Annotated in this window: 23 protein-coding genes; 21 read left to right on the top strand and 2 right to left on the bottom strand. The window is 70.5% G+C overall.

What is annotated here, in order from left to right:
* The first annotated feature begins 96 nt into the window (after positions 1-96).
* From AC1P0E_RS04705 to nusB, 4 genes are all read left to right on the top strand, one after another.
* Entirely contained in the window at positions 97-945 is an 849-nt protein-coding gene (locus AC1P0E_RS04705) for a Pro-rich N-terminal domain-containing protein (RefSeq protein ID WP_482740879.1), read from the top strand.
* Between the two features lie 96 nt (positions 946-1,041).
* A complete protein-coding gene (locus tag AC1P0E_RS04700) occupies positions 1,042-2,148 on the top strand; it encodes an aminopeptidase P family protein (protein ID WP_482740878.1) in 1,107 nt (368 codons plus the stop codon).
* Positions 2,149-2,220: 72 nt separating this feature from the next.
* Positions 2,221-2,787 (top strand): elongation factor P, encoded by a 567-nt coding sequence (gene efp, locus AC1P0E_RS04695; RefSeq protein WP_482740877.1) that lies wholly within the window; start codon positions 2,221-2,223, stop codon positions 2,785-2,787.
* Between the two features lie 2 nt (positions 2,788-2,789).
* Positions 2,790-3,218 (top strand): transcription antitermination factor NusB, encoded by a 429-nt coding sequence (gene nusB / locus AC1P0E_RS04690; RefSeq protein ID WP_069929707.1) that lies wholly within the window; start codon positions 2,790-2,792, stop codon positions 3,216-3,218.
* 192 nt (positions 3,219-3,410) lie between these two features.
* Here the strand turns inward: nusB and bldD are convergent, their stop codons facing one another.
* The gene (bldD, locus tag AC1P0E_RS04685; protein WP_482740876.1) at positions 3,411-3,911 is read right to left on the bottom strand and encodes a transcriptional regulator BldD; all 501 of its coding nucleotides are present in this window, start codon (positions 3,909-3,911) and stop codon (positions 3,411-3,413) included.
* 221 nt (positions 3,912-4,132) lie between these two features.
* On the opposite strand from bldD, the gene pyrR reads away from it, so the two are divergent.
* From pyrR to AC1P0E_RS04615, 14 genes are all read left to right on the top strand, one after another.
* Complete coding sequence (pyrR, locus tag AC1P0E_RS04680; protein WP_482740875.1) at positions 4,133-4,708, top strand: bifunctional pyr operon transcriptional regulator/uracil phosphoribosyltransferase PyrR; 576 nt, start codon at positions 4,133-4,135, stop codon at positions 4,706-4,708.
* 101 nt (positions 4,709-4,809) lie between these two features.
* Positions 4,810-5,802: an aspartate carbamoyltransferase catalytic subunit gene (locus AC1P0E_RS04675; RefSeq protein ID WP_482740874.1), complete on the top strand. Its 993-nt coding sequence runs from the start codon at positions 4,810-4,812 to the stop codon at positions 5,800-5,802.
* 2 nt (positions 5,803-5,804) lie between these two features.
* On the top strand, positions 5,805-7,091 hold the full coding sequence (locus tag AC1P0E_RS04670; RefSeq protein WP_482740873.1) for a dihydroorotase: 1,287 nt from the start codon (positions 5,805-5,807) through the stop codon (positions 7,089-7,091).
* Entirely contained in the window at positions 7,088-7,672 is a 585-nt protein-coding gene (locus tag AC1P0E_RS04665) for a PH-like domain-containing protein (RefSeq protein WP_482740872.1), read from the top strand. Before AC1P0E_RS04670 ends, AC1P0E_RS04665 begins: the two co-directional genes overlap by 4 nt.
* Positions 7,669-8,805 carry a glutamine-hydrolyzing carbamoyl-phosphate synthase small subunit gene (gene carA, locus AC1P0E_RS04660; protein WP_482740871.1) on the top strand — a complete coding sequence of 379 codons (1,137 nt, stop codon included), beginning with the start codon at positions 7,669-7,671 and terminating at the stop codon, positions 8,803-8,805. The genes AC1P0E_RS04665 and carA overlap by 4 nt, the downstream gene beginning before the upstream one ends.
* Positions 8,798-12,109 carry a carbamoyl-phosphate synthase large subunit gene (gene carB / locus AC1P0E_RS04655; RefSeq protein WP_482740870.1) on the top strand — a complete coding sequence of 1,104 codons (3,312 nt, stop codon included), beginning with the start codon at positions 8,798-8,800 and terminating at the stop codon, positions 12,107-12,109. Before carA ends, carB begins: the two co-directional genes overlap by 8 nt.
* Positions 12,110-12,208: 99 nt before the next feature.
* Positions 12,209-13,318 (top strand): quinone-dependent dihydroorotate dehydrogenase, encoded by a 1,110-nt coding sequence (locus AC1P0E_RS04650; protein ID WP_482740869.1) that lies wholly within the window; start codon positions 12,209-12,211, stop codon positions 13,316-13,318.
* Positions 13,315-14,172, top strand: coding sequence for an orotidine-5'-phosphate decarboxylase (gene pyrF / locus AC1P0E_RS04645; RefSeq protein ID WP_482740868.1), 858 nt, complete (start codon positions 13,315-13,317; stop codon positions 14,170-14,172). Before AC1P0E_RS04650 ends, pyrF begins: the two co-directional genes overlap by 4 nt.
* A gap of 259 nt (positions 14,173-14,431) precedes the next feature.
* Positions 14,432-14,755 (top strand): integration host factor, encoded by a 324-nt coding sequence (locus AC1P0E_RS04640; RefSeq protein ID WP_028814066.1) that lies wholly within the window; start codon positions 14,432-14,434, stop codon positions 14,753-14,755.
* Positions 14,756-14,794: 39 nt separating this feature from the next.
* Positions 14,795-15,388, top strand: a complete 594-nt coding sequence (gmk, locus tag AC1P0E_RS04635; protein WP_482740867.1) for a guanylate kinase — start codon at positions 14,795-14,797, stop codon at positions 15,386-15,388.
* Between the two features lie 28 nt (positions 15,389-15,416).
* Positions 15,417-15,689 (top strand): DNA-directed RNA polymerase subunit omega, encoded by a 273-nt coding sequence (rpoZ, locus tag AC1P0E_RS04630; RefSeq protein ID WP_028814064.1) that lies wholly within the window; start codon positions 15,417-15,419, stop codon positions 15,687-15,689.
* A gap of 123 nt (positions 15,690-15,812) precedes the next feature.
* Complete coding sequence (coaBC, locus tag AC1P0E_RS04625) at positions 15,813-17,018, top strand: bifunctional phosphopantothenoylcysteine decarboxylase/phosphopantothenate--cysteine ligase CoaBC (RefSeq protein ID WP_482740866.1); 1,206 nt, start codon at positions 15,813-15,815, stop codon at positions 17,016-17,018.
* Positions 17,019-17,259: 241 nt separating this feature from the next.
* Complete coding sequence (gene metK, locus AC1P0E_RS04620; protein WP_482740865.1) at positions 17,260-18,468, top strand: methionine adenosyltransferase; 1,209 nt, start codon at positions 17,260-17,262, stop codon at positions 18,466-18,468.
* 107 nt (positions 18,469-18,575) lie between these two features.
* Positions 18,576-20,723 (top strand): primosomal protein N', encoded by a 2,148-nt coding sequence (locus tag AC1P0E_RS04615; RefSeq protein WP_482740864.1) that lies wholly within the window; start codon positions 18,576-18,578, stop codon positions 20,721-20,723.
* Between the two features lie 75 nt (positions 20,724-20,798).
* Here the strand turns inward: AC1P0E_RS04615 and AC1P0E_RS04610 are convergent, their stop codons facing one another.
* Positions 20,799-21,341: a hypothetical protein gene (locus tag AC1P0E_RS04610; protein ID WP_482740863.1), complete on the bottom strand. Its 543-nt coding sequence runs from the start codon at positions 21,339-21,341 to the stop codon at positions 20,799-20,801.
* Between the two features lie 285 nt (positions 21,342-21,626).
* Between AC1P0E_RS04610 and fmt the strand changes: the two genes are divergently transcribed.
* The 3 genes from fmt to AC1P0E_RS04595 are packed head-to-tail and all read left to right on the top strand — an operon-like array spanning position 21,627 to position 24,668.
* Positions 21,627-22,577 carry a methionyl-tRNA formyltransferase gene (fmt, locus tag AC1P0E_RS04605; protein WP_482740862.1) on the top strand — a complete coding sequence of 317 codons (951 nt, stop codon included), beginning with the start codon at positions 21,627-21,629 and terminating at the stop codon, positions 22,575-22,577.
* A 37-nt stretch (positions 22,578-22,614) separates the two neighbouring features.
* Complete coding sequence (locus AC1P0E_RS04600; RefSeq protein WP_482740861.1) at positions 22,615-24,075, top strand: RsmB/NOP family class I SAM-dependent RNA methyltransferase; 1,461 nt, start codon at positions 22,615-22,617, stop codon at positions 24,073-24,075.
* Between the two features lie 56 nt (positions 24,076-24,131).
* On the top strand, positions 24,132-24,668 hold the full coding sequence (locus AC1P0E_RS04595; RefSeq protein ID WP_482740860.1) for a cysteine hydrolase family protein: 537 nt from the start codon (positions 24,132-24,134) through the stop codon (positions 24,666-24,668).
* Positions 24,669-24,671 lie beyond the last annotated feature (3 nt).

Here is a 24,671-nt window from a genome sequence, read left to right as displayed (position 1 = left end):
GCCGTTCACAGTAGAACGGCGGGGGCAGGTACCTTTCGGTAGGCCCGGGCCGTCCTGGCCCGCATGAATCGCCTGTACGAGACGGAGTGGCACCGGATGCAGCACGCAGTGGGGGCTCCGCTGCCACCACCCCAAGGGCCCGGCGCAGGGTGGGCGCACGGCGCCCCGCACCCCGCCGGGCCGCCCGCGCCCCAAGGGCCCCCGCAGGCCCCTCACGCTCCTGGCGCCGCCCCCGGGCACGCCCCGCCACCCGGCTGGACCGGCCCCGCCCCGCAGCACGCGCCGAGGCCGCCGTCCCGCGAGACCACCGGGCACATCCAGCTGCCGCCCGGCGGCCCTGTCCCGGTTCCCGCGCCGCCGCCCGCCGCCGCGCCCACGGACACCGGCAGCACGACGCTGGCGGTGCTGCTCATCGGCCCCGCGGGCGCGGGCAAGACGACCGTCGCCAAGCACTGGGCGCAGCACCGCCGGGTACCGACCGCGCACATCAGCCTCGACGACGTACGCGAATGGGTTTGCTCGGGATTCGCCGACCCGCAGTCCGGCTGGAACGACCAGTCCGAGGCCCAGTACCGCCTCGCCCGCCGTACCTGCGGCTTCGCCGCCCGCAACTTCCTGGCCAACGGCATCTCCTGCATCGTCGACGACGCCGTCTTCCCGGACCGTCCCGTCGTCGGGCTCGGCGGCTGGAAGCGCCACGTGGGCCCCGGCCTGCTGCCCGTCGTGATACTTCCCGGTCTCGAGATCGTGCTGGAACGCAACGCCCAGCGCAGCGGCAACCGGCGCCTGTCGGACGAGGAAGTGGCCCGCATCCACGGCCGGATGGCCGGGTGGTACGGCTCGGGGCTGCCGATCATCGACAACTCGCAGTACGACGTGCCGACCACGGCCCGGGTACTGGACGAGGTGCTGGCGCGCTCCATAGCCAGCCCGCCGGCCTGGTAGGCGACAGCGCCGCCGCACCTTTCGCACAGAGGGCCGCGCCGCCCGGTCGGACGCGCTGAACCGGCCGGACGGCGCCCGCGCTCGTACGCTCGAAACATGTCAGAGCTGTATGCGGTCCGCCGTGGACGGCTGCGCGACCGGTGCGCCGCTGCCGGCAGCGCCGCCGCACTGGTCTCCCGTCCCGCCAACGTCCGCTACCTCTCCGGCGGGGCACCGCCCGGTGCCGTCCTGCTGCTCGGGCCGGAGGAGGACGTGCTGATCTGCCCCGGCACGTCCGTCATCGACCCCGCCGACGGCCGCCCCGACGAGCAGCTGCGGATCACGGTCCTGCCCGCGCCCGGCGGGGACGCCGTCGTCGCGGCGGCCCGGACGGCCGCGGCGGGCGGCGCGGAGTCGCTCGCCGTCGAGGAGAGCCACCTGACCGTCGCCCGGCACCGGGCGCTCGGCTCGGTCGCGCCCCGGCTGCGTCTGGGCGACCTCGCCGGCGCCGTCGAACAGCTGCGCATCGTCAAGGACGAGGAAGAGATCGCGTCCTTGCGGATCGCGGCCGAGATCACCGACCAGGCCCTCGGCGAGCTGCTCGAATCGATCCTCGTCGGCCGTACGGAACGGCATCTCGCGCTGGAACTGGAGCGTCGCCTGGTCGACCACGGCGCGGACGGGACCGCCTTCCCCACTTCGGTCGCCACGGGACCGAACTCGGGTCTGGGCAGGCACCGGCCGTCGGACCGGCGCGTGGAGGAGGGTGATTTTCTCTCCGTCTGCCTCGGTGCGAACTACCGCGGCTACCGCTGCGAGATCGGCCGTACCTTCGTCATCGGTACGAGCCCGGCCGAGTGGCAGATCGAGCTGTACGACGTCGTATTCGCCGCTCAGCGGGCGGGCCGGGAGGCTCTCCTGCCCGGCGTCGAGTACCGCGAAGTCGACCGCGCGGCACGTCACGTACTCGCCGCCGCAGGCCACGGCGAGGGCCTCTCACCGCAGACCGGGCACGGTGTCGGACTCGAAATCGAGGAGGACCCGCAGCTGGCACCTGCGGCCATGGGTAAACTGGACGCTTGTGTGCCGGTCACCGTCGAACCGGGGGTCCACCTCCCGGGCCGGGGCGGTGTCCGGATCGATGACACGCTCGTCGTGCGCCCCGAGGCGGACGGCGGACCCGAGCTACTCACCATTACGACCAAGGAGCTGCTCGCGCTGTAGCCCTGAGCCGCAGTGCGACCCCCCGAGGTCACAGCAGCCCCACCAGCCTTCAGTCCAGGAGATTCCGCAACCGTGGCTTCCACGAACGACCTCAAGAACGGCATGGTGCTCAAGCTCGACGGGGGCCAGCTCTGGTCCGTCGTCGAGTTCCAGCACGTCAAGCCCGGCAAGGGCCCTGCCTTCGTGCGCACCAAGCTCAAGAACGTGCTGTCGGGCAAGGTCGTCGACAAGACCTTCAACGCCGGTGTCAAGGTCGAGTCGGCCACCATCGACCGGCGCGACATGCAGTTCTCGTACATGGACGGCGAGTACTTCGTCTTCATGGACATGGACACCTACGACCAGCTGATGGTCGACCGGAAGTCCGTCGGCGACGCCGCCAACTTCCTGATCGAGGGCTTCACCGCCTCCGTCGCCCAGCACGAGGGCGAGGTGCTCTACGTCGAGCTGCCCGCCGCGGTCGAGCTGACCATCAAGCACACCGACCCGGGCGTCCAGGGCGACCGCTCCACCGGTGGCACCAAGCCGGCCACGCTGGAGACGGACTACGAGATCCAGGTCCCGCTCTTCATCACCACCGGTGAGAAGATCAAGGTCGACACCCGCACGAGCGATTACCTCGGCCGGGTGAACAGCTAACCGTGGCTGCCCGGAATACGGCGCGCAAGCGCGCCTTCCAGATCCTCTTCGAGGCCGACCAGCGCGGTGAGTCCGTGCAGACGGTCCTCGCGGACTGGATGCGGCACGCCAGGACCGACACCCGTCAGCCGCCGGTCAGCGAGTACACCATGCAGCTCGTCGAGGGGTACGCGCAGTACGCGGACCGCATCGAGGACCTCATGGCCACCTACGCGGTCGACTGGGAGATCGACAGGATGCCGGTCGTCGACCGGAACATCCTGCGGCTCGGCACGTACGAGCTGGTGTGGATGGACGAGACGCCCGACGCGGTGGTGATCGACGAGGCGGTGCAACTCGCCAAGGAGTTCTCCACCGACGACTCCCCGTCCTTCGTGAACGGCCTCCTGGGCCGTTTCAAGGACCTCAAGCCGAATCTGCGTCGCGAGTAGCCTCGCTGGTTTGTTTGACGGCTGAAAGGGCCCGCAGAGCGCTTTACGGCGTACTGCGGGTCCTTTCGTCACGCCCGGGGTCGGGAAAAACGCGGAATGCGCCGGAGAAGACACCAAAAAACGCCGGGGCCGGTGGAAGCGTGAAAGCTTCCGCCGGCCCCGGCGTTACGTTTCTGCTGATGTGGCCCGGACTCAGATGTCCTCGTGCGAGACCGCACGGCGCGCGTCCGCGTCGAGCACACCCCAGCTGATCAGCTGCTCGGTCAGGACCGAGGGCGACTGGTCGTAGATGACGGCCAGCGTGCGCAGGTCGTCCTGGCGGATCGACAGGACCTTGCCGTTGTAGTCGCCGCGCTGCGACTGGATCGTGGCGGCGTAACGCTGGAGCGGGCCGGCCTTCTCGGCCGGGACGTGCGCGAGGCGCTCCAGGTCCAGGCGGAGCTTCGGCGGCGGCTCGGCGGCGCCGCCGGGGGTCGTACCGGGCAGGAGCTCCTGCACCGGGACGCCGTAGAAGTCCGCGAGCTCGGCGAGGCGCTGTACGGTCACGGCGCGGTCGCCGCGCTCGTACGAGCCGACCACGACGGCCTTCCAGCGGCCCTGGGACTTCTCCTCGACACCGTGGAGGGAAAGGCCCTGCTGGGTGCGGATGGCGCGGAGCTTGGCCCCGAGCTGTTTTGCGTATTCGCTGGACATATGGCTCCCCGGACGCTGTGACGACGTGCGGCTCCGCCGCGCGGCTGGTAACTCACTGTGAGGTTACGCAGCGTTACTTGGGTGCGTCAAGCCGAATGGGTCCAGACCACCTACGAGGGGGGTCCCGCAAGGGTTCTCGAATCCTGCTGGTACGGTGGTTGACGCAATTCCGACGTCCTTTAAGGTCCGTCCCGTGAGGCGGAGAAGGAGGTCCGTTTCCTATGGACACGGTTAATTCCGATGCCCCGCGCCCTGTACTCGAGGGCCCTGACATCGAGCGGGTACTGACCCGCATCGCTCACGAGATCGTCGAGCGCGCCAAGGGTGCCGACGACGTGGTGCTTCTCGGCATTCCCACCCGCGGTGTCTTCCTGGCCCGCCGGCTGGCCGCCAGGCTCGAAGAGATCACCGGCCGCAAGATGCCGGTCGGCTCCCTCGACATCACCATGTACCGCGACGACCTGCGCATGCGCCCCGCGCGGGCCCTCGCCCGTACGGAAATCCCCGGTGACGGCATCGAGGACCGGCTCGTCGTGCTCGTTGACGACGTGCTCTTCTCCGGCCGTACGATCCGGGCCGCGCTGGACGCGCTGGGCGACATGGGCCGCCCCCGTGCCGTACAGCTCGCGGTCCTCGTCGACCGGGGTCACCGCGAACTGCCGATCCGCGCCGACTACGTCGGCAAGAACCTCCCCACGTCGTTGCGGGAGACGGTCAAGGTCCAGCTCTCCGAGGAGGACGGCCGCGACGCCGTGCTGCTCGGCCTTCAGCAGACCGCTCCGGCCGGCGAGCAGTAGCGGCATTCCCCGCACGGACCCCGAGACCCTGGGGGCCGCGCGCCGGCCTGCCCTGCTGCCCGCCTCCACACACGCGCCCCTCACGAACCACGGAGCACCAGATGAAGCGTCACCTCATCTCGGCCGCCGACCTCACCCGCGACGATGCCGTGCTGATCCTCGACACCGCCGAGGAGATGGCCCGCGTGGCGGACCGGCCGATCAAGAAGCTGCCGACCCTGCGCGGACGTACGGTCGTCAACCTCTTCTTCGAGGACTCGACCCGCACCCGTATCTCCTTCGAGGCCGCCGCCAAGCGCCTCTCCGCCGACGTCATCAACTTCTCCGCGAAGGGCTCGTCGGTCTCCAAGGGCGAGTCGCTCAAGGACACCGCGCTGACCCTGGAGGCGATGGGCGCCGACGCCGTCGTCATCCGGCACGGCGCCTCCGGAGCCCCCTACCGCCTCGCGACGTCCGGCTGGATCGACGGCGCGGTCGTCAACGCGGGCGACGGTACGCACGAGCACCCCACCCAGGCGCTGCTCGACGCCTTCACGATGCGCCGCAGGCTCGTCGGTGCCGACGCCGGAATAGGGCGTGACCTCGAGGGGCGCCGGATCACGATCGTCGGCGACGTACTGCACAGCCGGGTCGCCCGCTCCAACGTCCACCTGCTGCACACCCTCGGCGCCGAGGTGACGCTCGTCGCGCCGCCCACTCTGGTCCCGATCGGCGTCGAGCACTGGCCGTGCCAGGTCTCGTACAACCTCGACGACGTGCTGCCGAAGTCCGACGCGGTGATGATGCTGCGTGTGCAGCGTGAGCGGATGAACGCAGCCTTCTTCCCGACCGAGCGCGAGTACTCGCGGCGCTACGGCCTGGACGGCGACCGGATGGCCCGGATGCCCGAGCACGCCATCGTGATGCACCCCGGCCCGATGAACCGCGGCATGGAGATCACGGCGCAGGTCGCGGACTCCGACCGCTGCACGGCCGTCGAGCAGGTCGCCAACGGCGTCTCGACCCGGATGGCCGTCCTGTACCTGCTTCTCGGCGGCAACGAGTCCGCCATCAGCCCCAGCTCCACCCAGGCACGCACCGAGGAGAACAAGTAACCATGAGCAAAATCCTGATCCGCGGTGCGAAGGTGCTGGGCGGCGAGCCGCAGGACGTACTGATCGACGGCGAGACCGTCGCCCAGGTCGGCACCGGACTGAGTGCCGAGGGCGCGACCGTCGTCGAGGCCGAGGGCAAGATCCTGCTGCCCGGCCTCGTCGACCTGCACACCCACCTGCGCGAGCCCGGCCGTGAGGACTCCGAGACCGTCCTGACCGGCACGAAGGCGGCGGCCGTCGGCGGCTTCACCGCCGTCCACGCCATGGCGAACACCTTCCCGGTCGCCGACACCGCCGGCGTCGTCGAGCAGGTCTGGCGTCTCGGCAAGGAGTCCGGGTACTGCGACGTGCAGCCCGTCGGCGCCGTCACCGTCGGCCTCGAGGGCAAGAAGCTCGCCGAGCTCGGGGCCATGCACGACTCCGCCGCCGGGGTGAAGGTCTTCTCCGACGACGGCAAGTGCGTCGACGACGCCGTGATCATGCGCCGCGCGCTGGAGTACGTGAAGGCCTTCGACGGCGTCGTCGCCCAGCACGCCCAGGAGCCCCGCCTCACCGAGGGCGCCCAGATGAACGAGGGCATCGTCTCCTCCGAGCTGGGTCTCGGCGGCTGGCCGGCCGTCGCCGAGGAGTCGATCATCGCCCGCGATGTCCTCCTCGCCGCCCACGTCGGCTCGCGCGTCCACATCTGCCACCTGTCGACCGCCGGGTCGGTGGAGATCGTCCGCTGGGCCAAGTCCAAGGGCTGGAATGTCACCGCCGAGGTCACACCCCACCACCTCCTGCTCACGGACGAGCTGGTCCGTACGTACAACCCCGTCTACAAGGTGAACCCGCCGCTGAGGACCGAGGCCGACGTCATGGCCCTGCGCGAGGCCCTCGCCGACGGCACCATCGACTGCGTCGCCACCGACCACGCCCCGCACCCGCACGAGGACAAGGACTGCGAGTGGGCCGCGGCGGCGATGGGCATGGTCGGTCTGGAGACCGCCCTGTCCGTCGTCCAGCAGACGATGGTCGACACCGGCCTCATCGACTGGGCGGGTGTCGCGGACCGCATGTCCTTCCGCCCGGCGGCCATCGGCCGCCTCGAGGGTCACGGCCGACCCGTCTCGGCAGGCGAGCCTGCAAACCTCACGCTCGTCGATCCGGATTACCTTGGAGCAGTGGACCCCTCGGGCTTCGCCTCCCGCAGCCGTAACACCCCCTACGAGGGCCGTGAGCTGCCGGGACGCGTCACCCACACCTGGCTGCGGGGCCGCGCAACGGTCGTCGACGGGAATCTGGCGTGACACCTTTCATCCATCTGGCCGCCGAGGCCGCCGCCGCGGAGCGGAAGTCGGCCGAAGTGACCGACTGGGCCGCCCGCATCGGCTGGGTCGTCGGGCTGCTGCTCTTCATCGCGCTCGTGTACTGGCTGATGCGCCAGGGCTGGAAGTGGCGCGCCACCCTCCAGTCGGACATCCCGGAGCTGCCCACCGCGCCGGAGGAGCCCGGTGAGGCGAAGCTGAGCATGAGCGGCCGCTACCACGGCTCGACGACCGCCGGGCAGTGGCTCGACCGGATCGTGGCCCATGGTCTCGGCACGCGCAGCAGGGTCGAGCTGACGCTCACCGACGCGGGCCTGGATGTCGTACGCCCCGGGGCGGCCGACTTCTTCGTACCGGCCGGGCAGCTGCGCGAAGCCAGGCTCGACAAGGGGATCGCCGGCAAGGTCCTCGCCGAGGGCGGCCTGCTGGTCGTCACCTGGCAGCACGGCGACAAGCAGATCGACTCCGGTTTCCGCTCCGACCGGGCGGCCGAACACACGGCCTGGGTCGAGGCCATCAACTTCATGAACCAGTTCATTACGACGGAAGGCACCGCACGATGACGATCTCCACCCGGGGAGCCGCCAAGGCTCCCGCCGTTCTTGTCCTGGAGGACGGTCGCAGTTTCCGCGGCCGTGCCTACGGGGCCGTGGGGGAGACCTTCGGCGAGGCGGTGTTCAACACCGGCATGACCGGTTATCAGGAGACCCTCACCGATCCGTCGTACCACCGTCAGGTCGTCGTCATGACGGCGCCGCACGTCGGCAACACCGGCGTGAACGACGAGGACGACGAGTCGAAGAAGATCTGGGTCGCCGGTTACGTCGTCCGCGACCCCGCCCGCATCCCCTCCAACTGGCGCTCCAGCCGCTCGCTCGACGAGCAGCTCGTCGAGCAGGGCGTCGTGGGCATCAGCGGTATCGACACCCGCGCCCTCACTCGCCACCTGCGTGAGCGGGGCGCGATGCGCGTCGGCATCTTCTCCGGCGACGCGCTCGCCGACGAGCAGACGCTGCTCGCCCGTGTGAAGGAGGCCCCGCAGATGGTGGGTGCCTCGCTTGCCGCCGAGGTCTCCACCGACGAGCCGTACGTCGTCCCCGCGATCGGTGAGAAGAAGTTCACCGTCGCCGCGATCGACCTCGGCATCAAGGGCATGACCCCGCACCTGATGGCCGAGCGCGGCATAGAGGTGCACGTCCTTCCCGCGACCGCCACAGCCGAGGACGTGTACGCCGTCGCGCCCGACGGGGTGTTCCTCTCCAACGGCCCCGGCGACCCGTCCACGGTTGACCTCACCGTCATCAAGGACGTCCTCGCCCGCAAGACGCCGCTCTTCGGCATCTGCTTCGGCAATCAGATTCTGGGCCGTGCGCTCGGGTTTGGTACGTACAAGTTGAAGTACGGGCATCGTGGGATCAACCAGCCCGTGCAGGACCGTACGACCGGCAAGGTCGAGGTCACCGCGCACAACCACGGCTTCGCCGTCGACGCCCCGCTCGACAAGGTCTCCGAGACCCCGTACGGGCGCGCCGAGGTTTCCCACGTCTGCCTGAACGATGACGTGGTGGAGGGTCTTCGGCTGCTCGATCAGCCGGCGTTCAGTGTCCAGTACCACCCCGAGGCGGCGGCGGGCCCGCACGATGCCGCGTATCTCTTCGACCGCTTTGTATCGCTGATGGAGGCCGAGCGTGCCTAAGCGCACCGATATCCAGTCCGTTCTGGTGATCGGCTCCGGTCCGATCGTCATCGGCCAGGCCGCGGAGTTCGATTACTCCGGTACGCAGGCCTGCCGGGTGCTGAAGGCCGAGGGCCTGCGGGTCATTCTGGTCAATTCCAACCCGGCGACGATCATGACTGATCCGGAGATCGCCGATGCCACGTATGTGGAGCCGATCACTCCTGAGTTTGTCGAGAAGATCATCGCCAAGGAGCGTCCCGACGCGCTGCTGCCGACCCTCGGCGGCCAGACCGCGCTCAACACGGCGATCTCCATGCACGAGCAGGGTGTGCTGGAGAAGTACGGCGTGGAGCTGATCGGCGCGAATGTCGAGGCGATCAACAAGGGTGAGGACCGCGAGCTGTTCAAGGGTGTCGTCGAGGCCGTCAAGGCCAAGATCGGTTACGGCGAGTCCGCCCGGTCGGTGATCTGCCACTCGATGGACGACGTCATAGAAGGCGTCGAGACGCTCGGCGGCTACCCGGTGGTCGTGCGCCCCTCGTTCACGATGGGTGGCGCGGGTTCGGGTTTCGCGCACAACGAGGACGAGCTGCGCCGCATTGCCGGGCAGGGTCTGACGCTGTCGCCGACCACCGAGGTGCTTCTGGAGGAGTCGATCCTGGGGTGGAAGGAGTACGAGCTGGAGCTGATGCGCGACAGGAACGACAATGTCGTGGTGGTCTGCTCGATCGAGAACTTCGACCCGATGGGTGTGCACACCGGCGACTCGATCACCGTGGCGCCGGCGATGACGCTGACCGACCGCGAGTACCAGCGGCTGCGCGATGTGGGTATCGCGATCATCCGCGAGGTGGGTGTGGACACCGGCGGCTGCAACATCCAGTTCGCGATCAACCCCGACGACGGGCGGATCATCGTCATCGAGATGAACCCGCGCGTCTCGCGCTCCTCCGCCCTTGCCTCCAAAGCCACCGGCTTCCCGATCGCCAAGATCGCCGCCCGTCTGGCTGTCGGTTACACGCTGGATGAGATTCCGAACGACATCACGGAGAAGACTCCGGCGTCGTTCGAGCCCACGCTCGACTACGTCGTCGTGAAGGTGCCGCGTTTCGCGTTCGAGAAGTTCCCGCTCGCCGACGCCACCTTGACGACCACCATGAAGTCGGTCGGTGAGGCGATGGCGATCGGCCGCAACTTCACCGAAGCCCTCCAAAAGGCCCTGCGCTCGCTGGAGAAGAAGGGGAGTCAGTTCGCCTTCACCGGTGAGCCGGGTGACAAGGCCGGCCTCCTGGAGATCGCGAAGGTCCCCACGGACGGCCGTATCAACACCGTCATGCAGGCCATCCGGGCCGGCGCGACCCCCGAGGAGGTCTTCGACGCGACGAAGATCGACCCGTGGTTCGTCGACCAGATGTTCCTGATCAAGGAGCACGCGGACGACCTGGCCGCTGCTGACAAGCTCGACCCGGTCCTGCTCGCGGAGGCCAAGCGGCACGGTTTCTCCGACGCCCAGATCGCCGAGATCCGTGGTCTGCGTGAGGACGTCGTGCGCGAGGTGAGGCATGCGCTGGGGGTGCGTCCGGTCTACAAGACGGTCGACACCTGCGCCGCCGAGTTCGCGGCGAAGACGCCGTACTTCTACTCCTCCTACGACGAGGAGTCCGAGGTCGCGCCGCGCACCAAGCCCGCGGTGATCATTTTGGGTTCGGGTCCCAACCGTATCGGTCAGGGCATCGAGTTCGACTACTCCTGCGTCCACGCCTCCTTCGCGCTGAGCGATGCGGGCTACGAGACCGTGATGGTCAACTGCAACCCGGAGACCGTTTCCACCGACTACGACACCTCCGACCGCCTGTACTTCGAGCCGCTGACCCTCGAGGACGTGCTGGAGATCGTCCACGCCGAGACCCTGGCCGGCCCGGTCGCCGGTGTCATCGTGCAGCTCGGCGGGCAGACACCGCTGGGTCTGGCCCAGGCGCTCAAGGACAACGGGGTCCCGATTGTCGGCACCCCGCCGGAGGCCATCCACGCCGCCGAGGACCGCGGCGCGTTCGGCCGGGTCCTGGCCGAGGCCGGTCTGCCGGCCCCCAAGCACGGCACCGCGACGACGTTCGACGAGGCCAAGGCCATCGCCGACGAGATCGGCTACCCCGTCCTGGTCCGCCCCTCCTACGTGCTCGGCGGACGCGGCATGGAGATCGTCTACGACGAGACCCGCCTGTCCTCCTACATCGCCGAATCCACCGAGATCAGCCCCACCCGCCCGGTCCTGGTCGACCGTTTCCTCGACGACGCGATCGAGATCGACGTCGACGCCCTCTACGACGGCACCGAGCTCTACCTCGGCGGCGTCATGGAACACATCGAGGAAGCCGGCATCCACTCCGGCGACTCCGCCTGCGCCCTGCCCCCGATCACCCTCGGCGGCTTCGACATCAAACGGCTGCGGATCTCCACCGAGGCCATCGCCAAGGGCGTCGGCGTACGCGGACTGATCAACATCCAGTTCGCCATGGCCGGCGACATCCTCTACGTCCTGGAAGCAAACCCCCGCGCCTCCCGCACCGTCCCCTTCACCTCCAAAGCCACCGCCGTCCCGCTCGCCAAGGCCGCCGCCCGCATCTCGCTGGGCGCCACCGTCGCCCAGCTGCGCGCGGAGGGCATGCTCCCGAAGACGGGCGACGGCGGCACGCTGCCGCTGGACGCGCCGATCTCCGTCAAGGAGGCCGTGATGCCGTGGAGCCGCTTCCGCGACATCCACGGGCGCGGTGTGGACACCGTCCTGGGCCCGGAGATGCGCTCCACCGGTGAGGTCATGGGCATCGACTCGGTCTTCGGCACCGCCTACGCCAAGTCACAGGCCGGCGCGTACGGGCCGCTGCCGACCAAGGGCCGGGCGTTCATCTCGGTCGCCAACCGCGACAAACGCTCGATGATCTTCCCGGCCCGGGAACTGGTCGCCCACGGCTTCGAGCTGCTCGCCACCTCCGGCACCGCCGAGGTCCTGCGGCGCAACGGCATCAACGCCACCGTCGTACGCAAGCAGTCCGAGGGCGAAGGCCCGCACGGCGAGAAGACGATCGTGCAGCTCATCCACGACGGTCAGGTCGACCTCATCGTCAACACCCCCTACGGCACCGGCGGCCGCCTCGACGGCTACGAAATCCGCACCGCCGCCGTCGCCCGCAGCGTCCCCTGCCTCACCACGGTCCAGGCCCTCGCCGCCGCCGTCCAAGGCATCGACGCGCTCACCCACGGCGACGTGGGGGTCCGTTCCCTTCAGGAACACGCACAACACCTGACAGCGGCCCGCGAGGTCTAGCGGCCCAGGAGGGGGACACCGGTTGCGGTGTCCCCCTCTTCATGAGCCCGGCTCTCCATGAGCCGAGCCCGTCGCCCGAGCCTCCTGAGGAAAGCACCCATGTACAAACTCTTCTTCAACCTCGTTTTCAAGCGCATGGACCCCGAGCAGGCCCACTACACGGCCTTCCGCTGGATCCGCCTCGCCGCCCGCGTCCCGGTCCTGCGCACCTTCGTCGCCGCCGTCCTCGCGCCCCGCCACACCTCCCTCCGCACCGAGGCGCTCGGCCTGCGGATGCACGGCCCGTTCGGTCTCGCCGCCGGCTTCGACAAGAACGCGGTCGCCATCGACGGCATGTCGATGCTCGGCTTCGACCACATCGAGATCGGTACGGTCACCGCCCAGCCGCAGCCCGGCAACCCCAAGAAGCGCCTCTTCCGCCTCGTGAAGGACCGCGCGCTCATCAACCGCATGGGCTTCAACAACGAGGGTTCCGAGGCCGTGGCGGCCCGCCTGGCGGCCCGTAACCCGGTCTTCAGGACGACGGTCGGCGTCAACATCGGCAAGACCAAGGTCGTCCCGGAGGAGGAGGCCGTCGCCGACTATGTCGCCTCGACCGAGCGCCTGGCCGCCCACGCCGACTACCTGGTCGTCAACGTCTCGTCCCCGAACACCCCCGGGCTGCGCAACCTCCAGGCCACCGAGTCGCTGCGCCCGCTGCTGACGGCGGTGCGCGAGGCGGCCGACCGTACGGTCACCGGCCGCCGCGTCCCGCTCCTCGTCAAGATCGCGCCCGACCTGGCCGACGAGGACGTCGACGCCGTCGCCGACCTGGCCCTGGAGCTCGGCCTCGACGGCATCATCGCCACCAACACCACCATCGCCCGCGAGGGCCTGGGCCTGAAGTCCGACCCGGCGCTCGTCAAGGAGACCGGCGGCCTGTCCGGAGCGCCCGTCAAGGCACGCTCCCTGGAGGTCCTGCGCCGCCTGTACGCCCGTGTGGGGGACAGGATCACCCTGGTCGGGGTCGGAGGCATCGAGAGCGCCGACGACGCCTGGCAGCGCATCCTGGCGGGCGCCACGCTCGTTCAGGGCTACAGCGCCTTCATCTACGAGGGCCCCTTCTGGGCCCGCGCGATCCACCAGGGCCTCGCCGAGCGTCTCGCGAACAGTCCGTACGCCACGCTCGCCGACGCCGTCGGCGCCGAGACCCGGGAGACCGCCAAGTGAGCGCCGCGACCGAATCGACCGTCGAACCCTTCGGCGCCCGCCTGCGCCGCGCCATGGACACCCGCGGCCCGCTCTGTGTCGGCATCGACCCGCACGCCTCGCTGCTCGGCGCGTGGGGTCTGAACGACGACATCAAGGGCCTGGAGACCTTCACCCGCACCGTCGTCGAGGCGCTGGCCGACCGGGTCGCCGTACTCAAGCCGCAGTCGGCGTTCTTCGAGCGCTTCGGCTCGCGCGGCATCGCCGTACTGGAGAAGGCGGTCGAGGAGGCCAGGGCGGCCGGTGCGCTGGTGCTCATGGACGCCAAGCGCGGCGACATCGGCTCCACGATGGGCGCGTACGCCGAGACCTACCTCCACAAGGGCTCGCCGCTCTTCTCGGACGCGGTGACGGTCTCGCCGTACCTCGGCTTCGGCTCCCTGCGCCCGGCGCTGGACGCGGCCGTGATCAACGGCTGTGGTGTCTTCGTACTGGCTCTTACGTCCAACCCGGAGGGCGCCGAGGTCCAGCGGGCCACCGCTGCCGACGGCCGGTCGCTCGCGCAGCTGATGCTCGACCACATGGCGGCCGAGAACGAGGGCGCCGAGCCGCTCGGGTCGGTCGGCGCCGTGGTCGGCGCGACGCTCGGCGACGCGGGCGTCGATCTGGCGATCAACGGTCCGCTGCTGGCTCCCGGCATCGGGGCGCAGGGCGCGACGCCGGCGGACCTTCCAGGCGTATTCGGGTCGGCCGTCGGCAATGTCGTACCGAGTGTGAGCCGCGGTGTGCTCCGCTTCGGGCCCGATGTAGCCGGACTGCGAGAGTCCGCTTCTCGCTTCTCCGACGAGGTCAGGGCGGCGGTCTCGGCGGCCTAACGGGGGGTCGGCGATTCATGTTGACGGAATCCTGACCGAAAACCGGGGTGTTATGTCCGATATGCCTTGGTCGACGGAGGCTGACCAGGACTTTTCGCCGCTTCTCGCTGACTGGAGCGGTCCTGGCCGCTAGTCTCCGACGAGAGCAAACGTGCAGCTCGTCGTTTTGCGGCTGGCTGTTCGTTGCTCGCCTGGTGTGGGGCGACTAGGTTCCTCACCGGTCCGTATCCGACAGTTCGACATCCGAGGTGACGTAGGCGTGGCTCTTCCGCCCCTTACCCCTGAACAGCGCGCAGCCGCGCTCGAAAAGGCCGCCGCGGCTCGCCGGGAGCGGGCCGAGGTCAAGAATCGACTCAAGCACTCCGGCGCCTCGCTCCACGAGGTCATCAAGCAGGGACAGGAGAATGACGTCGTCGGCAAGATGAAGGTCTCCGCCCTTCTTGAATCTCTGCCGGGCGTGGGCAAGGTCCGCGCGAAGCAGATCATGGAGCGGCTCGGGATCTCCGAGAGCCGTCGTGTGCGCGGTCTCGGCTCCAACCAGATCGCCTCTTTGGAGCGCGAGTTCGGCGGCGGAGCTGCCTGACGTTCTCGGGCACCCCCGAGAACCTGGATAATCGCATCCATGGCTGCAACATCCCGGGGGACGACCCCCGTACCCCCGGACGTACGTCCGCGGCTGACCGTGCTCTCCGGCCCCTCGGGTGTCGGCAAGAGCACGGTCGTCGCCCATATGCGCAAGGTCCACCCCGAGGTATGGCTCTCGGTGTCGGCCACCACACGCAAGCCGCGACCCGGCGAGCGCCACGGCATCCAGTATTTCTTCGTGGGTGACGAGGAGTTCGACAAGCTCGTCGCCAATGGTGAGCTGCTGGAATGGGCCGAGTTCGCCGGCAACCGTTACGGCACGCCCCGGCGTGCCGTCGTGGACCGGCTCGAAGCGGGCGAGCCCGTGCTCCTGGAGATCGATCTCCAGGGTGCACGGCTGGTCCGTGAATCGATGCCGGAGGCCCAATTGGTCTTCCTGGCCCCGCCCAGCTGGGACGAGCTGGTCCGCAGGCTGACCGGCCGCGGCACGGAGGCGCCCGATGTCATCGAGCGCCGTCTCGAGGCCGCAAAGATCGAACTCGCCGCGGAGGCGGAGTTCGACACCACCCTGGTCAACACCTCCGTCGAGGACGTGGCGCGCGAGCTGCTAGCCTTGGTGGAAGTTGCTTGATCTCTGTTCACTTATCGGAAGGTAGAGCGTGTCCTCTTCCATTTCCACGCCCGAGGGCATCATCAACCCGCCGATCGACGAGCTGCTCGAGGCTACTGACTCGAAGTACAGCCTCGTGATCTACGCGGCGAAGCGTGCGCGTCAGATCAATGCGTACTACTCGCAGCTCGGTGAGGGCCTGCTCGAGTACGTCGGCCCTCTGGTGGACACCCACGTCCACGAGAAGCCGCTCTCGATCGCCCTGCGCGAGATCAACGCGGGTCTGCTGACCTCCGAGGCCATTGAGGGCCCGGCGCAGTAGTCAGCAGGCGCAGGAATCTTTTTCACCACAGGCCCGGCAGTCTCGCTGCCGGGCCTGTGGTGTGTCATAGGGATGCAGGCCGGGACATGGACCGGCCGGACAACCGGACAAGCGGGAGACGCAGTGGACAAGCCGAAGGTCGTGCTGGGAGTCAGCGGGGGCATCGCCGCGTACAAGGCGTGCGAGCTGCTGCGACGGCTGACCGAATCCGGCCATGACGTACGGGTCGTGCCGACCGAGGCGTCGCTCCACTTCGTCGGCGCGGCCACCTGGTCCGCCCTCTCCGGCAACCCGGTCTCGGCCGAGGTCTGGGAATCGGTGCACGAGGTGCCGCACGTGCGGATCGGGCAGGCCGCCGATCTGGTCGTGGTGGCCCCCGCCACCGCCGACATGCTGGCGAAGGCGGCCCACGGGCTGGCCGACGACCTCCTGACGAACACCCTGCTCACCGCCCGGTGTCCGGTGATCTTCGCGCCCGCGATGCACACCGAGATGTGGGAGCACCCGGCCACCCAGGAGAACGTCGCCACGCTGCGGCGCCGCGGCGCGGTCGTCGTCGAGCCCGCGGTGGGACGGCTGACCGGCGTCGACACGGGCAAGGGCCGGCTGCCGGACCCGGACGAGATCTTCGAGGTCTGCCGCCGGGTGCTCGCGCGGGGCGTGGCCGGACCCGATCTCGCGGGCCGGCACGTCGTCATCAGCGCGGGCGGTACGCGCGAGCCGCTCGACCCGGTCCGTTACCTGGGGAACCGTTCCTCCGGTAAGCAGGGGTACGCCCTCGCCCGCACCGCCGTAGCGCGTGGCGCCCGGGTCACGCTCGTCGAGGCCAACACCGGTCTGCCCGATCCGGCGGGCGCCGATGTCGTGCGCGCCGGGACGGCGCTGCAGCTGCGCGAGGCCGTGCTGAAGGCGGCGGCGGACGCCGACGTGGTGGTGATGGCGGCCGCAGTGGCCGATTTCCGGCCGACGGCGTACGCCGAGGGAAAGATCAAGAAGAAGGACGGCCAGGAGCCGGCCGCCGTCGAGCTGGTCCGTAACCCCGACATCCTCGCCGAGATCTCCGCCGAGCGGCGTGGACGGCCCGGTCAGGTGGTCGTCGGCTTCGCCGCCGAGACCGACGACGTCCTGGCCAACGGCCGCGACAAGCTCCGCCGCAAGGGCTGTGACCTGCTGGTTGTCAATGAGGTGGGGGAGCACAAGACCTTCGGCTCGGAGGAGAACGAAGCCGTCGTGCTTGACGCCGGCGGGGGCGAGACTCCGGTGCCGTACGGCCCCAAGGAAGCTCTGGCCGACACGGTCTGGGACCTGGTGACACGTCGGCTCGGTTAATTCTTGGTGGGCTTCGCCGGGTTCCCCAAGTCCTTGCAAATGTGGCGTTTCGCCCTCTGGTGCGGGGTGTTGGCCGTACGGCACAATGCAGTGCCGCTGGTCACAGGGCTCCCACGAAGCGAGACGCGTGGTCCGCCGACCGGATGCGACCGATAAACTGGTCCCGGAACGACGCCGGGCGCAGCTCCCGGCCCGTTCCATCAATGCTCAGCCAGCAGCCGCTGCAACCCCAGGGAGCGATGTGTCCCGCCGCCTGTTCACCTCGGAGTCCGTGACCGAGGGCCACCCAGACAAGATCGCTGACCAGATCAGCGACACGATCCTCGACGCGCTCCTGCGGGAGGACCCGGCTTCCCGGGTCGCCGTGGAGACCTTGATCACCACTGGCCTGGTGCACGTCGCCGGCGAGGTGACGACCAAGGCCTACGCAGACATCCCGACGCTCGTACGCAACAAGATCCTCGACATCGGGTACGACTCCTCGAAGAAGGGCTTCGACGGCGCCTCGTGCGGCGTTTCGGTGTCCATCGGCGCGCAGTCCCCGGACATCGCGCAGGGTGTCGACACGGCGTACGAGACGCGGGTCGAGGGCGACGACGACGAACTCGACAAGCAGGGCGCGGGCGACCAGGGCCTGATGTTCGGTTACGCGTGCGACGAGACGCCCGAGCTGATGCCGCTGCCGATCCACCTGGCGCACCGGCTCTCGCGCCGGCTGTCCGAGGTCCGCAAGAACGGGACGATCCCGTACCTGCGTCCCGACGGCAAGACCCAGGTCACCATCGAGTACGACGGCGACAAGGCCGTCCGCCTCGACACGGTCGTCGTCTCCTCGCAGCACGCGTCGGACATCGACCTGGACTCGCTGCTTGCCCCCGACATCCGCGAGTTCGTCGTCGAGCACGTCCTGAGCGGGCTGCTCGAGGACGGCATCAAGCTGGAGACCGAGGGCTACCGGCTGCTGGTCAACCCGACCGGGCGCTTCGAGATCGGCGGCCCGATGGGCGACGCCGGCCTCACCGGCCGCAAGATCATCATCGACACGTACGGCGGCATGGCCCGCCACGGCGGCGGCGCCTTCTCCGGCAAGGACCCGTCCAAGGTCGACCGCTCGGCGGCGTACGCGATGCGCTGGGTCGCCAAGAACGTCGTGGCCGCGGGTCTCGCCGCGCGTTGCGAGGTCCAGGTCGCGTACGCGATCGGCAAGGCCGAGCCGGTGGGTCTCTTCGTCGAGACCTTCGGCACCGCCACGCTCGACACGGAGAAGATCGAGAACGCCATCGGCGAGGTCTTCGACCTCCGTCCGGCCGCGATCATCCGCGACCTCGATCTGCTGCGCCCGATCTACGCCCAGACGGCGGCGTACGGCCACTTCGGCCGCGAGCTGCCCGACTTCACCTGGGAGCGCACGGACCGCGTGGACGCCCTGCGCGCGGCGGCTGGTCTCTGACCGGACCTGCCCGACTGCTCGGCCGCGAAGGCCCCGGACCGTATCCGCATCGGTCCGGGGCCTTCGCGCTTGCCGCGTTGTCAGTGGTCTCTGGTAGGAATTTGGCTGTGAGCAGGAACGATGAGCGGTCCGAGGAGCAGCCCGGGGGCGGGGTGCCGGAGCAGCTTGCGCTCATTCGGGAGAGTGTGCGGCAGGCGAAGGTTCCGAAGGCCAAGCCGCGGACGTGGCGGGGGGCGCCGCTCGCGAAGGAGCTGCCCGTTGCCCGGGTGATGGTCAACAAGGGGGTGCTGCACCTCGACCAGTACTTCGACTACGCCGTGACCGAGGAGCTGGACGCCGTCGCCCAGCCGGGGGTGCGGGTCCGGGTGCGGTTCGGGGCCGGGGCGCACAACGTGCGTGAGGGGCGTCGTGAGGGCGGGGGCATGATCGACGGCTTCCTGATCGAGCGGCGGGCCGAGTCGGACTACGCCGGGCCGCTGGCGGCGCTCGCCTATGTGGTGTCCCCGGAGCCGGTGCTCGGGCCGGAGCTGCTGGCGTTGTCGCGGGCGATCGCCGACCGGTACGCGGGGAGCCTCGCCGACGTACTGCAGCTGGCCGTCCCCCCCAGGAACGGGCCGGCCGAGGGGAAGCCTTCGCCCGAGCCGCTGCCGCCACCGGACGCTCCGGAGGCCGGGACGTGGGAGCGGTATGTGCACGGGCCCGCGTTCTTGCGGGAGTTGGCGGCGGGCGGAGCGCCGCGAGCCGTGTGGAACGCGCTGCCGGGGCCGCACTGGCCGGACGAGCTGGCCCGAGCCGTGGCGGCGACGCTGGCCTCCGGGCGGGGCGCGCTGGTCGTGCTGCCGGACGGGCGGAGCGCGGCCCGGGTGGACGCCGCGCTCACCGCGCTGGTGGGCAAGGGGCATCACACGCTCCTGACCGCCGATGCCGGGCCCCAGAAGCGGTACCGGCAGTGGCTGGCCGCGCGGCGGGGATCGGTGCGGGCGGTGATCGGGACGCGGGCCGCGATGTTCGCGCCGGTGACGGACCTGGGGCTGGTGGCGATATGGGACGACGGGGATTCGAGCCACAGCGACGACCACGCGCCGTTTCCGCATGTGCGGGAGGTGCTGGAGCTGCGGGCGCAGCACAGTAAATGCGGGTTCCTGCTGGGGGCTGCGAGCTGCACGGTCGAGGCGGCCCAGCTGGTGGAGAGCAAGTGGGCCGCGCCGTTGCGGGCGGGGCGTGATCAGGTGCGGGCCGCGGCGCCGCTGATCCGGACGGTCGGTGACGAGGAGGTGGCCCGGGACGGGGCCGCGCGGGCGGCGCGTTTGCCCAGTCTGGCGTGGCAGACGGTGCGGGACGGGCTCAAGACCGGCCCGGTGCTGGTGCAGGTGCCCCGACGCGGGTACGTACCGAGCCTGGCCTGCGAGCGGTGTCGTACGCCCGCGAGGTGCCGGCACTGCGCGGGGCCGCTCGAGGCCGCCGACCAGCGGGAACTTCACTGCGGGTGGTGCGGCCGGGACGCGGCCGGGTGGCGTTGCGGCGAATGCGCGAGCGTGCGGCTGAGGGCGCAGGTGGTCGGGGCGCGGCGTACGGCGGAGGAGCTGGGGCGGGCGTTTCCCGCTGTGCCGGTGCGTACGTCCGGGCGCGACCATGTGCTGGAGAGCGTGCCGGGGGTGCCGGCGCTCGTTGTCAGTACGCCGGGGGCCGAGCCGGTGGCCGAGGGCGGTTACGCGGCGGCGCTGCTGCTCGATGGCTGGGCGATGCTCGGGCGGCCGGATCTGCGGGCCGGGGAGGACGCTCTGTGGCGCTGGATAAGCGCCTCGGCGCTGGTCAGGGCGCAGGGGGAGGGCGGCACGGTGGTGGTGGTCGCCGAGCCGACGCTGCGGCCGGTGCAGGCACTGGTGCGGTGGGATCCGGTGGGGCACGCGCAGCGGGAGCTGGCGGAGCGGGCGGAGCTCGGCTTCCCGCCGGTGTCGCGGATGGCGGCGGTGAGCGGCCGGCCGGACGCGATCGCCGCGTTCCTGGCGGCGGCGGAGCTGCCGGGCGACGCGCAGGTGCTGGGGCCCGTGCCGCTGCCTGTCGTGGAGCCCGGCCGGCCCCGCAGGCCCGGCGATCCTCCGGTGGGCGAAGTGTGGGAGCGGGCGCTGCTGAGGGTGCCGCCGGGGAGCGGGGCGGCGCTCGCCGCGGCGCTGAAGGCGGCGCAGGCGGCGCGGATGGCTCGCGGAGCCGGAGATCCGGTGCGGATCAGGATCGATCCGCCGGACATCGGGTGACCCGACGCCCCGGCCGTCCCGTCGTGCGTGCCGTGTCGGCGTGCCGGCGGGACGGCCGGGAAGGGGCGCGGGAGGTCAGCCGTTGCGGGGGCCCGGGAAGGCGGTTGGGCGGAACTCGTCGCGCAGCGACTGGGAAGCGGCCGTCGGCTGCGGCGGCATGGAGCGCGCAGCCGGTACCGACGGCGGGGGTGGCGGGACGGGCAGAGTGCGGGTAGCGGTCGCCGTCTCGACCGCCAGGTCGGCTTCGACGGGCGCAGCCGTCTGCGTCGCCGCCCGCCGCGCGCCGTAACGGCGGTGGACCGCCTGCTTGGTCACTCCGAGCGCCGAGCCGACGGCATCCCAGGAGAAGCCGAGCGAACGGTCGAAGTCCACGGCGGCGGTCACCAGTGTCTCGACGCTGTCCCGCAGCTCCTGCGCGAGGCGTACGGTCGGCGCCGGGGCCCGGCCGTAGACGACGAAGCCCGTGGAAGGGCCGGAGCGACGCGGGCGGTAGACGTTGCCGAGCTGGGCGGTGAGGGTGCGCAGTGCGTCCACCTGCCGGCGGACCCGCTCGATGTCCCGTACCAACAGATGCAGGCTGGCCCGTGCTTGGGCGTCGTGGGTTGCGTGGTCGGCCATGAACAAGCCTCTCGAACCGGCGTGAAAGAAGGGGCGGAAGAAGGAAAGCAAGGCAGTGCGAAGGGCGTCGGGGCCGCGTGTGCGGGCCGTTTTGGTCAATCTCTCTTGACCAACGCGTCACCCGGCACCGGGGTCACGCTGCTGGGGGCGTATGCGCATATGCGCGGGGCGCGCGAATGTGCGTACGCCCCCTGGAGCCATGGCCTCCGGGCGCCCATAGACTGGTGCGCCTCCCGCACGCCGCACCCCGTTCCGCCCTTCCTGCCCGAGAGGCCCGCGCCACCGATGAAGCTCGTCTTCGCAGGCACCCCCGAGGTCGCCGTACCCGCCCTGGACGCCCTGATCGCCTCCGGCCGGCACGAAGTTGCCGCCGTCGTCACCCGCCCCGACGCTCCTGCCGGACGTGGGCGCAGGCTCGTCGCCAGTCCCGTCGCCGCGCGCGCCGAGGAGGCCGGTATCGAGGTGCTCAAGCCGGTCAGGCCGCGCGACGAGGACTTCCTCGCGCGGCTGCGCGAGATCGCCCCGGACTGCTGCCCGGTCGTCGCGTACGGCGCGCTGCTGCCCAAGAGCGCCCTCGACATCCCGGCCAAGGGGTGGGTGAATCTTCATTTCTCGCTGCTGCCCGCCTGGCGCGGTGCCGCTCCCGTGCAGCACGCCCTCCTCGCGGGGGACGAGGTCACGGGGGCCTCGACGTTCCTCATCGAGGAGGGGCTCGACTCCGGGCCTGTGTACGGAGTGCTCACCGAGCAGGTACGGCCCACCGACACCAGCGGCGACCTGCTCACCCGGCTCGCCTTCGCCGGGTCCGGGCTGCTCGCCGCGACCATGGACGGCATCGAGGACGGCACGCTCCACGCCGTACCGCAGCCCTCCGAAGGCATCACGCTCGCACCGAAGATCGCCGTCGAGGACGCGCAGATCGACTGGGCGGCGCCCGCGCTGCGCGTCGACCGTGTCGTGCGCGGCTGCACGCCCGCACCCGGAGCCTGGACGCTGCTGCGCGGCGAGCGGCTCAAGCTGGTCGCGGTCAAGCCGCTGCCGGAGCGGACGGACCTGGGCCTGGTTCCCGGCGAGCTGGCCGCAGGCAAGAAGAATGTGTACGTCGGGACCGGATCGCATCCCGTGGAGCTCCTCTGGGTGCAGCCGCAGGGCAAGAAGCCGATGCCCGCCGCCGACTGGGCGCGCGGCGTGCGGATCGCCCCGGGCGAACACCTCGGCCCGGCGGACGTACGCTGAGAGGGTTCGTCCCCCTCTCAAGCGGAGCACCTTTTTCGTGAGTGACCAGCCAAGCAGCAGTCCCGCCAAGCGCCCCGCAAAGCGCCCCGCCAAGCCGCACCGGCGCCCTCAGAAGGACCCGGTCCGCTTCCTCGCCTTCGAGGCGCTGCGCGCCGTCGACGAGCGGGACGCCTACGCCAACCTCGTCCTGCCGCCGCTGCTCAAGAAGGCCCGGGCCAAGGGCAACTTCGACGAGCGCGACGCGGCCCTCGCGACCGAGCTGGTGTACGGCACGCTGCGCCGCCAGGGCACGTACGACGCGGTCATCGCGGCCTGCATCGACCGGCCGCTGCGCGAGGTGGACCCGCCGGTCCTCGACGTGCTGGCGCTCGGCGCGCACCAGCTGCTCGGCACCCGCATCCCGACCCACGCCGCCGTCTCCGCGAGTGTGGAACTGGCGCGCGTGGTGCTCGGCGAGGGGCGCGCGAAGTTCGTCAACGCGGTACTGCGGAAGATCTCCGCGCAGGATCTCGACGCCTGGGTGGAGCAGGTCGCTCCGCCGTACGACGACGACGCCGAGCAGCACCTCTCCGTTGTCCACTCCCATCCGCGCTGGATCGTTTCCGCGCTCTGGGACGCCCTCGGCGGCGGACGCGCCGGCATCGAGGACCTGCTGGAGGCGGACAACGAGCGGCCCGAGGTGACGCTCGTCGCCCGCCCCGGACGTTCCACCGCCGATGAGCTGATGGAAGTACTGGGCGACGACTCGGGGCTGCCCGGCCGCTGGTCTCCGTACGCCGTACGGCTGGCCGAGGGCGGCGAGCCGGGGGCCATCGCGGCCGTCCACGAGGGCCGCGCCGGCGTCCAGGACGAGGGCAGCCAGCTGGTCGCCGTCGCGCTCGCCAACGCGCCCCTCGACGGGCGGGACGAGCGCTGGCTCGACGGCTGCGCCGGGCCGGGCGGCAAGGCGGCCATGCTGGCCGGGCTCGCCGCCCAGCGGGGCGCCGCGCTGCTGGCCGCCGAGAAGCAGCCGCACCGCGCCCGCCTCGTCGAGCGCGCACTCGCGGGCAACCCCGGCCCGTACCAGGTCGTCGCCGCCGACGGCACCCGCCCGCCGTGGCTCCCGGGCACCTTCGACCGCGTCCTCGTAGACGTCCCGTGCTCCGGGCTCGGCGCGCTGCGCCGCCGCCCCGAGGCGCGCTGGCGCCGGCGCGCCGAGGACCTGGAGGGGTTCGCCCCGCTCCAGCGCGGGCTGCTGAGGGAGGCGCTCAACGCTGTCCGTGTGGGCGGCGTCGTCGGGTACGCGACCTGCTCGCCGCACCTCGCCGAGACGCGGATCGTCGTGGACGACGTACTCAAGGGGCGGGGCGGGCACGAGCCGTTCGAGGTCGAGTGGATCGATGCCAAGCCGCTGATGCCCGGTGTCCCGGCGCTGGGTGAGGGGCCCGACGTACAGCTGTGGCCGCACATGCACGGCACGGACGCGATGTACCTGGCGCTGCTGCGCCGGACCGCCTAGGCGGGATCGCGGCCCCCGAGTGGGGGGACCGGCGGTTTTCGGGAACCCTGGGGCGTATGGGAAAGACCGCTCTCATCGTCATCGACATGATCAACACCTATGACCACGACGACGCCGATCTGCTGCTCCCCTCGGCGCGCCAGGCCGTACCGGCGATCGTCGGGCTGCTGAAGCGCGCCAGGGCCAGTGGCGTTCCGGTCGTCTACGCCAACGACAACTTCGGCGAGTGGCGCTCCCACCACGGTGAGATCGTCGATACGGCGCTCTCCGGTCCGCACGCCGAGCTGGTGCGGCCCCTGAGGCCGGACGACGACTCGCTCTTCGTGGTCAAGGCGCGGCATTCGATCTTCTACGAGACACCCCTCGGCTATCTGCTGAGTTCGCTGGGGATCGACCATGTGGTGCTGTGCGGGCAGGTCACCGAGCAGTGCGTGCTGTACTCGGCGCTCGACGCGCACATCCGGCACCTGCGGGTGACCGTGCCGCGGGACGCCGTGGCGCACATCCATCCCCCTCTGGCCGAGGCGGCGCTGGAGATGATGCGGCGCAATCTGCACGCGGAGATCGTGTCCGGCGACGACATCGGATGGTGAGGG

The organism is Streptomyces sp. TRD_SC_5, from assembly GCF_056836825.1.
Note: the sequence above shows the minus strand (reverse complement) of the source record. Positions and strands in the feature narration are given on the sequence as shown.